This is a genomic window from Gluconobacter thailandicus F149-1 = NBRC 100600, from assembly GCF_000964465.1.
GTDB lineage: Bacteria > Pseudomonadota > Alphaproteobacteria > Acetobacterales > Acetobacteraceae > Gluconobacter > Gluconobacter thailandicus.
Window position 1 is genome coordinate 1 of the sequence record NZ_BANH01000080.1, and the last position, 14,985, is coordinate 14,985.

The following is a 14,985-nucleotide window of genomic DNA, read 5'->3' on the forward strand; positions in this document are numbered from 1 at the left end:
TGAATCAAAATTCCCTACAAAAATCAATGGGTCCTGAGCCTAGCCTGATTGTTTCCCCAATATGATACGTTCTTGCCAAAATAGGCCTTCTCTCGTAATTGTTACGTCCATACCATAAGGATGATATAATTGGTCCTGCTTCACGATGAGCGCCTTAGAATTTCAAGTTCTATTCTGAGACGATCTCTCTCTCACGTGGCATGTCTTAGGGAGTATATCGCTATAACGATCGAGCATTTTCTATGTAATTTGAATTTTATATTATGTAATGGTATTAATTGTGGTTGTATTGCAATGAATATTACATATGGAGATTTAGTATACGTCTTTTATGAATTGGATTTTGATTCCAAAAAGTAAAAATAAATAAATTATGATGCTTCGTTATGTATTATTATTTGTTGGTGTTTTTTGTTGCTAAACGATATTTTCTCGGCGTAACTCCCTTTTCATCTAGAAATGCCCGGTTGAAGTTGGACAGATTGCTGAAACCAGCATCGGTGCTCACGCTCGAAATGGGATCGTCTGTGGTCATCAGCAGGTTGCAGGCTCGGTTAATCCGCAAGCGGCGAACAAAATTAGTGAACGTATCCCCTGTTGCCTGCTGAAACAGTCGCGAAAAGGCGGAAGGGCTCATCTTAACATGACGGGCGATCTCCGCCTGCTTAACGGTTCTCAAATCAGTAGAGAGCAGGAGTTGCATGATCTGATTGATCACGCGAGAGCCCGATGTTTTTGAGGACTGGAAATTCCATGATCGGCACAGAACATGCCTTGGCGCTTTGGCTAAATTGACAAGCAATGAAATGAACTTTGCCACTCTTTCGGCCGGGTCCACGATTTCCAGGTCTTCCATCTGATGGCACAGAATATCCAGCGATGGCCCGTGGAACTCAATCCCGTTCGCTGCGTCGTCGAGCAGGCGGGTGATCTCTTCGAACTCAGGGCATAGTTGAACCAGGCTCTGAAGCCATGCTGGTTTGATCTGTACGACCAGATCACGTCCACTCACTGTCTCGTCCTGGTCAACGTTGCTAAACCAGTTGTGTGGTAAATCGGGGCCAATCAAGAACAGACTTCGTGCGTGAAATGTCCCGACATAGTCACCGATGACATATCGTCCGTTTCCTGCAGTAATAAGGTGCAGTTCGTATTCCGGATGATAATTCCATTTGGCACAGTCAGCGGGATAATCATGCCGATTCAGAGCAAAACTATGAGCAGGAGCAGCCGTAATTACCTCATAGACAGGTTCGGACTGCGATATTCTCGAAGGCTTTCTACGGGGCATCAAACTGTACTCAACGAAGGATCATTTACATATTTTTGAGGGCCACAGAGAATGCTGGGTCATTAGATTCAAGTCGCAGTGATCTGTGCAAAATCTGTCTTTCAAACCTTCCGAGATCTGCATCTTATGACGGCGGCCACCTTAATAGGTGCGCCTAACACATGCTTGTTTATGTGTTTTCTCTCCGGCGATATAGCATAACGGTTTTATTTTTATAATACTTTCTTGCGTGCAGAAGGCGAGGCCGGATAACGGATTTCCTGCGGATTTAAGCATGTTGGAGCTTGCCCTCTGGTCAACGTCCTCTGGAATATCGTTTCTTATAAGGAACGAAATGACGTTAAACGATCCCAAGTCTGAGGCTTGTCGCGTTGCTTCGTGCCTTCTGCCGAGTTATCGCGCTGTCCTTACCTCTTCCAGAAAACCTTCTTCGCTCCAGAGATCGCATGACCACTGCAGTGTTTTCCACGAATTCAGCGCCGACGACTACGACAGCTTCTCGGACGTCCCTCATCTTTTTCGCACTTGCACTCGGGGCTTTTGCGATCGGAACTGCTGAGTTCACGGCAATGAGCCTTGTTCCCCTCATAGCGAAGGACCTTCAGGTGACCGTGCCCCAGGCGGGGCATGCAATCGTTGCATATGCAATTGGTGTGGGTGTTGGTGCCCCCCTCATTGCCATCCTGAGTGCGCGGCTGAGTCACAAAAAGACGCTTCTTGGTCTTACAATTCTTTACGTGTTGGCCAATGGCGCAACAGCTTTTGTTCCCTCCTATAGCTTCCTTTTGATCTGCCGTTTTATCAGCGGTCTGCCCCATGGAGCATATTTTGGAATTGCCGGGATCATCGCGTCATCCCTTGTTCCTCCGAACCGACGCACACAAGCTGTCTCACGTGTGGTGCTAGGCCTGACCTTCGCCACAGTTGCTGGTGTCCCGCTCGCGAGTATCTTGGGACATTCGGTAGGATGGCGATGGTCCTTTGGTTTGATCGCGGCTCTGGCACTGATCACCACGTTGCTTGTCGCTATCGTCGTGCCAAACGATCCTTCCCGGCCACATGCGAGTGCCATGAGTCAGTTGCGAGGCCTCAAAAACCGTCAGGTCTGGCTGACCCTTGGGATCAGTGCAGTCGGTTTTGGCGGGATTTTCTGTGTTTACACGTATCTCACGGCCATCCTGCAGGATAACCTGCATGCATCTTCCATGATGATTGCTGTCATGCTGACAGTTTTTGGCGCGGGAATGACGACAGGGACTGTTGCCTGTGCCTGGGCCGCTGACCGCAAAATGATGCTGACAATGGGTGGAATTTTGATGGTCAATGCGGCTGCTCTCGCAGGATTTGCGGGTTCGGCACACAATATCTGGGAACTCATGCCGGTTGTGTTCATGATTGGGTGCGGCGGTGGCTTGGGTACCGTCATCCAGTCGCGGCTGCTTGAGGTTGCAGTCGGTGCTGAAGCCATGGCAGCGGCACTTAATCAGAGTGCCTTCAATCTCTCCAATGCCGTCGGCCCATGGTTGGGTGGCCTAGCAATTGCGTATGGTTTTGGCCTGACATCTGTGGGATGGGTTGGAAGTGCCCTTGCACTCGGAGGCTTCCTGATCTGGCTTCTGACCTTAAGTGATCTCCGCACAGGCAAAGAAAAAAATTGAACTGAAGCCTGTTTGCAATGATCCTCAAGTGCCTGCTGAGCGTCTGGTTTACATTCGCTCTTCAGCAGGCATCGAACTTGATATCCTTAATCTATGGAGATGTAAGATTTCGTTATTTGTTCCCCCCCATAGATTTAAGCTCTTACTCCTCGTCACTGGGATCGTGGCCTGCGCTGATTTCCATCCAGGTACGGCACGAGCTCAGTCGGTGACTTCGTCTGGCACAGGAGGGGACACTGCGACGGGGCTTCAACCCTCCCTCATGTCCCAGGCGCCGTTGGAACAGGCTCGAAAGCAAACAGATGTCTTGCCGCAGCCTGAAACGATTTTCGTTGATCCGTTTGGTCTGATTTCTCGGCTCAGAGAGCATGGAATCAGCCTTGTCCTGGATAACGTCAACGAGATGTCCGGCATGATCAACAGTCCCACTCCGGGACTTGGCCTGAGCAAGGGAGCGAGCAACACAGGTCAATATTCGATGGAAAATGTTATCGACTGGGGCCGACTGGCCGGGGTCACTGGCCTGTCGACGCACGCTGTGGTCGTCGGTCGTTACGGTATTCCTGTGAGTCCCATGTTTGGGGACATGCTTCTTACACCCAGCCAGGAGATTTATGGCTCAGGCGGGAACGTGTTTGTTCACCTTGTCTATGCCTATGCTGACGAAACGCTGTTCAAAGACCGCCTGGATATAGCGGCTGGTCGTATGTCATTCCTGAGTGATTTTTCTGCCAATCCGTTTTACTGCAATTTCATGAACAATTCCTTCTGCGGCAATCCGAAGGCCGCAGGAGACAACACGGCCCACGCTTCCTATCCTGATGCCAACTGGGCTCTCCGTTTCCGCATTCGCCCGTCCGCTACAACCATCTTTCAGTTTGGTGTGTATTTTACAGAAACCAGAAGTATTTATACCAACACCCAGATGCGTACCGGCTTTAAGTTCAATGGGGCCAATATTGACGGTGAAGCCATGCCGGTAGAGTTCACCTGGGCGCCGCGACGGGGCAGGGAGCATACATTACCTGGCCACTATAAATTCGGTTTTGCCTACGATACAGCGGATCATCGGGATAACTATTACGATGGCAACGGTAATGCTTTTGCTTTGACCGGCCTACCCGCCCGGGAGGTTCATGGAGCATGGGCTGCATGGGCCCTGCTGGACCAGATGGTCTATCACCATCCTGAGGGTGCAGCAGATGCGGGAATCAGCCTGCTGGGTGTTGCCTATTTCAACAAGCCCCAGACGCAGACGCGCTCTGCACAATATTCCTTCGGTATCTTTGATCGTGGATTCTGGAAATCACGGCCCAGCGACGCGATCGGCGTTGATTTTGCCTATTCACAGATCTCCGATGATTTGACACGCTCAGAAAGGCTTTTTGCCCAGCAAAACCTTCCTATTCCGAATGGAGCATTTTTTCCTCAGACATCGACTTATAATTTAGAGGCGATCTATCAGATTCGTGTCATGCGCGGCATAACATTTTCTCCTGATTTCCAGTATTACATCCATCCAGGCGGACAGAAGCAACTAAAAAATCAGGCACTTATTGGTTTCAAGAGCCATATAGCCTTATTTTAGACCCTGGAAACTGTGTTCCAGCGGCGAAGCTAATACTTTACGGTGGATCAGTTAGGGTTATGCGGAAAAAGGCTGACAGACGACTCATCTGGCTGGTCGTTTGTCAGCCATAGAGGTCGCTTATCTCCAGTCTTCTCACAGTGTCTGAATCAGAGGTCTCACAGCAGATCTATGGCTTCTGCCCCGAGAGCAGGAAAAGGAAGTTTTCGGCAGGGACGACCTACAAGCGTGCCGAAAGTCAAATATGAATAGCGGCTACTGGGCAAAGTGCGTGGCCCAGTCTTCATGGCCTTGTTAGGCTTGTCAAACATGAGGCGCGAAGTAAAAGCGTCAGCATCATAACCAATGTAGGATATTGAGGCTGTGTCTCCTTTGGGAAGCGCTCGTTTATTGGCGGAAATCTCGCAGGGGGTGACTGCCGATATGTTATGAGTGCTCCTGGATCCCAAGTAATCTGATGTAGAGCGAGAAGCCGCCGCATATGGAGCTGAAAGTCACGTATGCGTGAAACATTTTATTATCGGTTGCCATCTAGGTAGGGCGTTAAGCTAATCTCAGACTTCTCGCACAATCAGAGCGCTGAAGGATCGGCCCATGCCCCACGAGCCGCACCTCCCTATGCCTGTCGATTTGTCGATGCGTGTCGCGAAAGTCTCGCGCCGCATGGTTTTGCGCGGTGCAATGGCGCTTCTCAGTATAGGTCAGATCCTGCGTCCGCTCTGGGCCCGGGCCCTGACGGCCCGTACAGGCACCTCGCAATCCCGTCCTCCCGAGGGCGTGGAAACGGCCATTGTCTCCTGTTCGGTGAATGGTGAACATCACCACTTGATGATGGACACACGTACGACGTTGTTAGACCTGCTGCGTGAACAGCTTGCCCTGACCGGAACGCACAAGGGCTGCGATCACGGGCAATGTGGCGCCTGCACCGTTCTGGTCAACGGTCAGCGTGTTCTGTCCTGTCTCAGTCTCGCGGCCATGCACGAAGGCGACAGCATCACGACCATCGAAGGCCTCGCAGCGGCGGATGGAACGCTTCATCCCGTGCAGGCGACCTTCATCGATCACGACGGCTTCCAATGCGGTTACTGCACGTCCGGACAGATCTGTTCCGCCGTCGGGATGCTGCGCGAGCTTGCCGCCGGAAATCCCAGCTATGTTACCGCCGACCTTTCGGCACATGCCGAGGCCGTGACGGAAGAACTGCATGAACGCATGTCCGGCAATCTTTGCCGGTGCAGCGCTTATGTCGGCATTTCCGCCGCTCTGAGCGAGTTGGCGCAGAGGAAGGTGCCAGCATGAAAGATTTCGCCTTTTCCACCGCGCATTCCGTCGATGATGCGGCCCATGCCGCAGCCTCCGGGGCGCGTCCCATAGCGGGCGGCACTAATCTTCTCGATCTGATGAAGCTTCAGATCGAGACGCCGAACAGGCTTGTGTCCGTCCGCAGGCTTCCGCGGCTTGATCGCGTTACCGTCACGGACGAGGGGGGTGTCAGGATCGGTGCTGAAGTTACGAACGCGGCGCTGGCCGCCCATCCTCTGATCCGGCAGCGTTACCCGTTGCTCTCCCGTGCCATCCTGGCAGGCGCCTCTGCACAGATCCGCAACATGGCGACCACCGGCGGCAATCTGCTTCAGCGCACGCGATGCGTCCAGTTCTATGACATGACGGATGCCTGCAACAAACGTCAGCCTGGTTCCGGCTGCGGCGCGCGGATGGGGGGAAACCGCATGAACGCCATTATTGGTGGCAGCGAGGCCTGCATCGCCGTCAATCCGTCCGACATGTCGGTGGCGCTGCGTGTTCTCGATGCTACGGTCCACGTGCAGGATGCGACGGGACGGGTCCGTGCCATTCCCGTTGCCTCCTTTCATCTTCTGCCTGGCGAGACGCCGGAACGGGAAACGGCGCTGCAGCCGGGGGAGATCATTACGGAAATCAGTCTTCCGCCCCCGCCCATGGGGGTGCATCATTATCGCAAGGTGCGCGACCGGACGAGTTATGCGTTTGCGCTCATCTCTGTCGGTGCCGTCGCCGATATCCGGGAGGGGCGGATCGTTTCCGCCCGCTTCGCATTCGGGGGGATCGCTCCCCGGCCCTGGCGGGTCGAGGCCGCCGAGGCTGCAATGGCCAACAGGCCCGCCGAGGTTGCCACTATCGAACACGCCTGTGACATCGCTCTCGAAGGCGCGAAAGGCTATGGGGATAATGATTTCAAGATCCTTCTTGCACGACGCACCCTTGTCGCCACGCTTCTCACCTGAAGGGGGGCCTCGCACATGACGGGGATCGGTAATGGCGTTCCGCGGGTGGAAGGCAGGGCCAAGGTGACGGGGGCGGCGCTCTATACCTTCGACCTGCAACCCTCTGAAATCGGCGCGACCCAGCCCATCCTGCATGGTGCCGCTGTCCTGTCCACCATCGCCTGTGGCCGCATCTTGGCTCTGGACACGGCCGCCGCAGAGCATTCAACTGGTGTTCGACTCGTCCTGACCCATCGCAACATGCCTCCGCAGGCGGAATGGGGGCCACTGAATGCCAATGTGCGTTTCGCGCGGGCCCAGCCGGTTTTCGGTGACGAGCAGGTGCGCTACTTCGGAGAGCCCGTGGCGTTCGTCGTCGCCGAAAGCTTCGAGTGTGCCCGCGCCGCCGCCGCGTCTATCCAGGTGCAGTACGAAGCAGACCAGGCGCACACAGTTCTCGATTCTGAACATGGAATCGATCCTGCGCCTCTGCATGGCGGGCAGTCCTCCGACAGTTCGGTGGGAGATTTCCACGGCACTTTCGCGACTGCCCGGCATCGCATCGATGTGCAGTATGAAACGCCTTACCAGAACCACGCTGCCATCGAACTTCAGGCCAGCATCGCCGCTTGGGATGGCGATCATCTCACCGTTCATACACCCGCTCAAATCACGTCCGCAGCCCGCACAGGCCTTGCCCGGACGCTGAACCTTCCAGAAGACAGGGTGCGCGTCGTCGCCCGGCTGATCGGCGGGGGGTTCGGTGGCAAGCTGCCCTATTTCGCCGATGCGGTGCTTTGCGCGGTGGCGGCTCGCCAACTTCGGCAGCCTGTCAAGTTCAGCTTCACGCGGCAGCAGATGTTCACCGCCACCACCCATCGTTCCGCCGTGTCCCATCGGGTACGTATTGGGGTGACAACAGAAGGGCGTATCACCGCCATTAGCCACGATGCCGTCAGTCAGACGGCGTCCTTCGACAATTATGTGGATGGCAGCACGGCGGGAGCTAAAGGCCTCTACGGAGCCAAAGCGATCCGGACGACCCAGCGCATTGCCCGCCTGGACCTGCCGCGTTCGGATTCCATGCGGTCGCCGGGCGACGCGAACGGCTCCATGGCATTGGAATGTGCCATCGACGAAGCCGCCCATGCGTGCGGTCAGGACCCGGTCGCGTTCCGCATCCTTAACGATACACGCGTAAATCCGACGACTGGCAGGCCCTACAGTTCACGGCATCTCGTCGCTTGTCTTCAGGAAGGAGCGCGTCGCTTTGGCTGGGAAGAGCGCCGGAGCGGTCGCAAGGGGGAGTGGTTAATCGGGCAGGGCGTGGCTTCGGCCATGCGGGACAATCTCGTTCGCCCTTCGGCCGCACAGGTCACGCTGACGCCTGCGGGCCAGCTTGTAGTTCGGCTGGACATGACCGATCCTGGAACCGGAACGATCACGATCCTCACCCAGATAGCGGCGGAAACGCTTGGTCTGCCGATGGAGAAAGTTACGGTCATGCTGGGAGACACCGATTTTCCCAAAACGTCCGGCTCGGGTGGGTCGTTCGGTGCTGAGAGTTCAGGGTCGGCGGTCTATGAGGCGTGCCTGGCCCTCCGGCGTCGCCTTGACGACATGACGAAGGGACGGGACGCAAGCCCGGAAACCGTCCTGCGCTTGGTTGGCGAGGCAGGGGGCGTGACAGCTGAAGGAAAGATCGCCCCCGGAGACGAGACGAAACGCTATTCCGAGGCCAGTTTCGGCGCCCAGTTCGCCGAGGTGGCTGTTAATGTCCACACCGGTGAAACACGTGTGCCGCGGATGCTCGGCGTATTCGCTTGCGGACGCATCATCAACGAGCGAACGGCACGCTCGCAGGCGCTGGGCGGCATGATATGGGGACTTTCCTCCGCGCTCATCGAGGCAAACAACGTCGATCATCGGGGGCAGATGGCGATGCGCGATCTGGCCAATTACCATGTGCCGGTTCTGGCGGATATCCAAAACATCGATGCCGTCCTGCTGCCCGAGACTGAACCGGTCGCTAACCCTTTGGGCATGAAAGGCATCGGTGAGGTCGGCATCAACGGTGCGGCGGCGGCGATCGCCAATGCTGTGTTCGATGCAACCGGTATCCGCATCCGCCGGTTTCCCATCACGTTGGATCGTCTCCTTCCCGGCTTGCCACCTCTCGCATGAGGATGCGATGCCTTCCTGAACGTCGATGGAAAGCCGGAGAGTGAGCCAGCCTCCGTTCCAGCTCTCTTCGTGGCTCGTCGTTGTTTTTGCCGCTGTCTGCGGCATGACGGTCGCGAATATCTATTATGCTCAGGCTCTGATCGGCCCCATCACGCATGATCTCAAAATTCCTCCCGCCTGGGCCGGGACCGTGGTGACGTTGACGCAGCTCGGATATGGGGCCGGCCTGTTCCTGATCGTCCCCCTTGCCGATCGGGTGGAGAACCGGCGTCTGATACTCCTGACCGTGACGGCGCTGATCCTGAGCCTGGTCGGATCGAGCCTCAGTCATGCGGCTGCACCATTTATGCTGTGCGCCTTTGCGATCGGTCTCTGTTCGGTTGGATCACAGATCCTGCTGCCGCTCGCGATGCATTTCGTGGCGCCCGAACGGCGGGGGCAGATCATCGGCAACATTATGGGTGGTCTGCTGACGGGCATCATGCTGGCCCGACCGCTGGCCAACGCTATTGCGGCCGCTTTGGGGTGGCGTGCTGTCTTTGGGCTTTCAGCCGGGGCCATGGCACTAATCGGCGGTATTCTGTGGCGTGTCCTACCGACGTACCGACCCGAGGGCCAGATACGCTATGGGGATCTTCTGCGCTCCATTGGACAACTGGTCGTCCGGCACAAGACATTACGATACCGTATTTTATATCATGGTATCCTTTTCGCGGTTTTCAACATGTTCTGGACCGCCGTTCCCCTGATGTTGCACGATCGTTTCGGGTTGGGGCAGGGGAAGATTGCCCTGTTTTCCCTGGCGGGGGCTGGAGGGGCGCTCGCCGCACCTCTGGCAGGCCGCTGGGCCGACCGGGGTCATGCGCGGGCCGCAACCCGGGGAGCGGTCCTCGGCGTGGGGCTAATGTCCTTCTGTACCGGTCTCACAGTCGATTCAGGTTGGCTGCTGCTGACAGCGATGCTGGCCCTGCTTTTGGACGCGGGCGTGCAGACAAACCAGATCGTCAGTCAGCGCGCCGTCTACAATCTCGACAATGCGGCGCGGGGGCGCCTGAACGCAGCCTACATGACGGCTGTCTTTATGGCCGGTGCGGCTGGTTCGCTCGGGGGAGCCGCGCTTTACAGCCATCTCGGCTGGCAGGGTGTTTCCCGGGTTTCCGCCCTGCTGTGTGGAATCGATCTGGTTGTCCTTTTCATCGGTTTCAGGCGTGGCGTTCGGGATTAGACCGGCTCTGAGTAGCCTGCGCGGTGCGGCTCCTGCCTCTGGGGCAGTGACAATAACTTGTTCGGTCCGGCCCGAATCAGGGGTTGTGAGGCATGTTCGTGGAGGTTTTTATGAACCTCCGTCTCTCATAACTGTTCTGACAGTTGAACAGATACAGCGCGATCTCCGTTCCGTGTCGGTCTCCACCGCCGTCATCCTGCCGTCAGGGCAATAGAATGCATTGAAAGTATCTGTCCCGATTACAAGAGGAGAACTCTCATGTCCTTGCCATTCAGCCGTCTGCGTCTGCTCCGGCGCTCTTTCCTTGTTTCCCTTGTCGGGATGGCCATTTACGCCGGGGTTTCTCCCACTGCTTCCGCAGCCGATACGCCTCCTGTGCAACGCCATATCGGCATTATCGGTGCTGGGCAGGTGGGAGGCACACTGGGTCGGCTCTGGGCGCGGGCCGGTTATCAGGTCATGTTCTCCTCCCGCCATCCGGATCAGTTGCAGGATGTTGTGGCCGGAGCAGGACCGAACGCCCGGGCTGGCAGTGTGGATCAGGCGATTGCGTTTGGGGACGTGATCGTTCTGGCCGTGCCATACAAGGCCGAACCGGCGCTTGCGAGGCAGTACGGGCAGGCTCTGAAGGGCAAGATCCTTATTGATGCCGACAATGCCTATCCGTTTCGTGACGGAGCGATAGCCGCGGAGGCCCACGCCGCAGGCGTGGCGCGCTATTCGGCGCGGCTTTTCCCCGGAACGCGCTTTGTGCGCGCCTTCAATTCGGTGAACGCGAGTACCCTTTCGGATGGTGGGGGCGGCACCACCGAAGTCTTATACAGCTATACCGATGACGCGGCGGGCGCGGTCGCTGCCGAACTTATCAGGGTTACAGGCAGCGTGCCGGTCCGTGGTCATGACCTCTGACAATGAGCACCTGATACCGACCCTGCGCGACACTCCAGCCGAACCTGCGGCCAACTCCGGATGGCGCGGCTGGCTAATCCACGCAATCAATGCACGACCTGATGAAATCGGCGCGGTTTTATGGGGCTTCACGCTCTTTTTTCTACTCTTCACCAGCTACGCGATTTTGCGGCCCGTTCGCGATGCGATGGGCATCGCCAGTGGCGTACGTAATCTCCAATGGCTTTTCAGCGCGACGTTTGTCACCATTCTGGTCGCAGTTCCCATTTACGGGTGGCTTAATGCCCATGTGGCCCGCGTGCGCTTCATCGATTGGGTCTACGGTTTTTTTGCAATTAACATGCTGGGCTTTGCCGCCTTTCTGACTGTATGGCCCGCCAGTTCATGGATCGCACGGGCCTTCTTCGTATGGCTGTCGGTCTTCAACCTGTTCGTGATGTCCGTGGCATGGAGTTTGATGGCGGACTTGTTTGATACTGGACAGGCCAAGCGCCTGTTCGGGTTCATCGCCGGGGGCGTCAGTATCGGCGGGATCGCAGGGCCAGTATTCGCGGCATTGATGGTGAGCATTCTGTCGATCCCTGGATTACTGGTCGTGTCCGCCCTGCTATTGTATGGCGCGGTGCTCGCCAAATCTCAGCTTGTGACGTGGCGATCTGCCCGCGATACGATACAGGAGGATGATGAGCGGCAACGTCCTGTGCTGGGCAATCCGTTCTCCGGGTTCACGCTCGTTGTACGATCGCCTTATCTTCTCTGTTTGGCAGTCTTCGTCCTGCTGCTAACCACGGCAACGACTTTTCTCTATTTTGAACAGGCCCGCCTGGTCGTCACGATGTTTCCCACCCGCAGCGCCCAGGTTCGTATCTTTTCCATTATTGATGGGTGCGTCCAGACGCTGTCACTCATCTGTCAGATGAGTGACAGGGCGTTTTGCGCGTTACTTTGGCTTGAAAGGGCTGTTGACTGCGGTTCCTCTCATGATCGTTGCTGGTTTTTTAGCGCTGGCGGTCTGGCCAACCTTCGCGGTAATCGCCATCGTTATGGGCGTTCGCCGCGTTGGCGAATATGCTTTTATCCGTCCAGGGCGAGAAATGCTGTTTGCCCGGATGCCTGTTAACCTGAAGTATCGGGCGAAAAATTTTCTCGATACAGTGGTTTATCGGGCAGGTGATGCAGTCAGTGGCTGGGCAAGCACCGCCATCACGACGTTCTCACAAAGTTCAGTAGTTGTCTCTCTCGTGGGGGCTCTTCTGGCAATCATCTGGGCTGCATGCGGGTACGTGCTTGGCGAACAGGAAGACAAAGCGGGCAAAACGACCGGCCGGGTACGAGGAAACTAGTCAGTTGGTCCACCGTTTTTCGGGATCGGAAATGCAGAACCTTGAAGGGTTGGGATCCGACACAACGGTTTGTACGAGCCTGCCCAGAAATCTGCCTGTCGCCATCGGGCTTGATACCTCTATGGGGGAGAAGAAGTTTCTCTGCTGGGAACTATCGCGCCTATGTAGCGACAGGAACGGAAATGGTGGAGCGATCAGGGCGGGAGAAGGCGCGGCTGTTACCACGAGAATTCTACTCATGTCTGGATTTCGGCCGAAAATGACGATGAGTGATGCTTCCGTTTAATCTTGTCTGTTTGGGAGTATGGGCCGAACAGAATTCATTGCGCCCAGGCTCGGTATTCAATTGCATTGATCCTGCCGAGGAATAGGAAGCGACGCATGTCATAGAGGATATTGGCTGGACAGGTCTTTATGATAATCCGTTCTCTCTCTCCGCCGCTCTGAAAATCAGGGGCAAACTCTGAGTACCTGTTCAGGCGGATGCCTTTAAAGACATCACTGTGTAGGCCTGCCGGTAGCGGAAAACTCATTGTTACTTCTGTTAACGTCCGGAATTGCATGGTCTGGATCAATGATAACGGCGGCAATGCTTCTGGAAGACGGGATTTCAAGAGTATGTCTGTTTCCGCTACTCCAGACTTCTGTGGGAATTCGAACCGAAGTTGTGGTGCCATCCGTCCATTTTTCCAGAACAGTCACAGGCAGTGGTAACCAGCCCTTGTTGAGAATGGTGATTTTGAGCTTCGCGTCCGATGTATACTTCACATCTTCAATCGCATAGTCAGGGAACCATGTTCTGAAGTACCAGCCACGCCAGAACCATGACAGATCTTCCCCGGCATCACTGTTCATCAGACGGAAGAAGTCCGAAGGGGTTGGGTGTCGGTAAGCCCAGACTTCAATGTAATGGCGAAAAGCACGATCAAAGCGTTCAGGACCAAGGATCTGGCTCCTCAGTAGTTCAAGCCCATATGCTGCCTTGAAATAAGGAATGGCATGTCGGTCTCCTTTGCTTCCTAGGGGGGAAGGAGTAATGATAGGGCCATATACTGGGTCCATGAGAATCTTGACGATATCATCGGCGGGTTTCCCCGTATCCGGAGCGTATTCGCCATCATGTTTGGGGGCGAATTCTCCCTTGTTAAAATGCAGGGAAGCAAGGGCGTCGATGAAAGTGTTGAAGCCTTCATCCATGAATCCGTTGCGCCTTTCGTTGCTCCCTACAATCATGGGGAACCAGCTGTGACCGAGTTCGTGGGTCGTAATCCAAAATAGTTTGGCATCACGGTCTTTCATGCCGTCAAACACAATGCCCGGATATTCCATTGCGGCTCCGTGCCCTCCCACGTTGACAGCATTGGGCCATGGATACATGTACCATTCGTGTGAGAAATACTCGATCGTATGCTTCACGTATTCTGTTGATCTGTCCCAGGCCTGTGGACCTGCTGCTTCAATAGGGTAGACGGACATGGCCAGTCTTGCCTCCACTGGGTGGCCCGGTGCTGGCGATATTGGAGGAAGATCAAGTCTGGCAGCATCCCACAGAAGCGCTGGTGACGTTACGAATGCAACATCACGTGTGTTCTGCATCAGAAAGTGCCAGGTCCTGGTCTTCGTACTGGCGTGGTGGGCGGCATTTTCAGCATCTGACTGGGTGCGGATCAGAACACGCTTTTCGCTTAGTCGTGCTGCCTGCAGTCGGGCTCGTTCAAGGGGTGACAAAACAGCTTGTGGGTTGAGCAGGGCTCCGGACGCGGCAACAATGAAATTGTCTGGAACGGTGACATCATAGTCGATATTGCCGTAATCAAGATAGAACTCATCGCCCAGATAAGGCAGTGTATCCCAGCCTCGAATGTCATCGAAGACAGCCATCCGAGGGTAGAACTGGGCAATTTCGTAGATTTCGCCATTCCGGCTTTGACTGACGGCAGTACGTCCGCCCCATGGGCCTGGAACAGTATAGTCCCAGTTGATCTGTAGACGAATCTTCGAGTGCGGTTTCAGGGCTTCTGGTAGAACGATCTGTAACCGTGTGTCGGAAATCTGAAACTGGACGGGCTGCTTTTTACCTTTCAGATCACTAACAGTGATATTTTTAATGGTCATTCCGCTCGTATGATCTGGAAAGTGCCACTGTGAGGCAAAGGCTGCACGGGAGTCCGGCTTATATATGTTCTGATCCAGTTGCACCCAGAGGACGGGGAGTGTGCTAGGACTGTTGTTCTGGTACCGGACTTCTTCCTGCCCGCTCAGAAGATGTTTTTCGGGCAGGATTTGTACATGAATTCTATAATCAGCTTGATTTTTCCATGCCATTGGTCCCGGAGTTCCATCTCCTGAGCGATAGACAGTCGGGGCGTCAGGCAGGAGCAGAGGAGCAAATATTTCGCTCGGATCAGGCTCCCTTGCCCCGGATGTCTCTGCCAGTGAGGGTGCCGATATCAGGCAACCAAAGACACACAGTATAATCCATTTCGACGACTTGTACTGGAAGGCAGTGTTGCGCGAAGATGGCATGGATGATCTCTTCTC

10 protein-coding genes are annotated in these 14,985 nt (G+C 55.4%); 8 read left to right on the forward strand and 2 right to left on the reverse strand.

Annotated features, from left to right (window positions below):
• Positions 1-394 precede the first annotated feature (394 nt).
• The gene (locus tag B7444_RS15030) at positions 395-1,291 is read right to left on the reverse strand and encodes an AraC family transcriptional regulator (protein WP_015074359.1); all 897 of its coding nucleotides are present in this window, start codon (positions 1,289-1,291) and stop codon (positions 395-397) included.
• A 446-nt stretch (positions 1,292-1,737) separates the two neighbouring features.
• On the opposite strand from B7444_RS15030, the gene B7444_RS15035 reads away from it, so the two are divergent.
• The 8 genes from B7444_RS15035 (at position 1,738) to B7444_RS15070 (ending at position 12,221) form a co-directional block, all read left to right on the forward strand.
• Positions 1,738-2,949 (forward strand): MFS transporter, encoded by a 1,212-nt coding sequence (locus B7444_RS15035; RefSeq protein ID WP_035729235.1) that lies wholly within the window; start codon positions 1,738-1,740, stop codon positions 2,947-2,949.
• On the forward strand, positions 2,918-4,537 hold the full coding sequence (locus B7444_RS15040; protein ID WP_231502785.1) for a carbohydrate porin: 1,620 nt from the start codon (positions 2,918-2,920) through the stop codon (positions 4,535-4,537). The genes B7444_RS15035 and B7444_RS15040 overlap by 32 nt, the downstream gene beginning before the upstream one ends.
• 594 nt (positions 4,538-5,131) lie before the next feature.
• Complete coding sequence (locus B7444_RS15045; RefSeq protein WP_456303394.1) at positions 5,132-5,839, forward strand: 2Fe-2S iron-sulfur cluster-binding protein; 708 nt, start codon at positions 5,132-5,134, stop codon at positions 5,837-5,839.
• Positions 5,836-6,804: an FAD binding domain-containing protein gene (locus B7444_RS15050; RefSeq protein ID WP_035729243.1), complete on the forward strand. Its 969-nt coding sequence runs from the start codon at positions 5,836-5,838 to the stop codon at positions 6,802-6,804. Before B7444_RS15045 ends, B7444_RS15050 begins: the two co-directional genes overlap by 4 nt.
• A 15-nt stretch (positions 6,805-6,819) precedes the next feature.
• Positions 6,820-8,967, forward strand: a complete 2,148-nt coding sequence (locus tag B7444_RS15055; RefSeq protein WP_035729245.1) for a xanthine dehydrogenase family protein molybdopterin-binding subunit — start codon at positions 6,820-6,822, stop codon at positions 8,965-8,967.
• 40 nt (positions 8,968-9,007) lie between these two features.
• On the forward strand, positions 9,008-10,192 hold the full coding sequence (locus tag B7444_RS15060) for an MFS transporter (protein ID WP_035729247.1): 1,185 nt from the start codon (positions 9,008-9,010) through the stop codon (positions 10,190-10,192).
• 258 nt (positions 10,193-10,450) lie between these two features.
• Positions 10,451-11,101: an NADPH-dependent F420 reductase gene (locus tag B7444_RS15065; RefSeq protein ID WP_035729249.1), complete on the forward strand. Its 651-nt coding sequence runs from the start codon at positions 10,451-10,453 to the stop codon at positions 11,099-11,101.
• Positions 11,091-12,221, forward strand: coding sequence for an NTP/NDP exchange transporter (locus B7444_RS15070; RefSeq protein WP_231502786.1), 1,131 nt, complete (start codon positions 11,091-11,093; stop codon positions 12,219-12,221). The genes B7444_RS15065 and B7444_RS15070 overlap by 11 nt, the downstream gene beginning before the upstream one ends.
• Positions 12,222-12,942: 721 nt before the next feature.
• Here the strand turns inward: B7444_RS15070 and B7444_RS15085 are convergent.
• Positions 12,943-14,970 (reverse strand): M1 family metallopeptidase, encoded by a 2,028-nt coding sequence (locus tag B7444_RS15085; RefSeq protein WP_048855212.1) that lies wholly within the window; start codon positions 14,968-14,970, stop codon positions 12,943-12,945.
• Between the last annotated feature and the right edge of the window lie 15 nt (positions 14,971-14,985).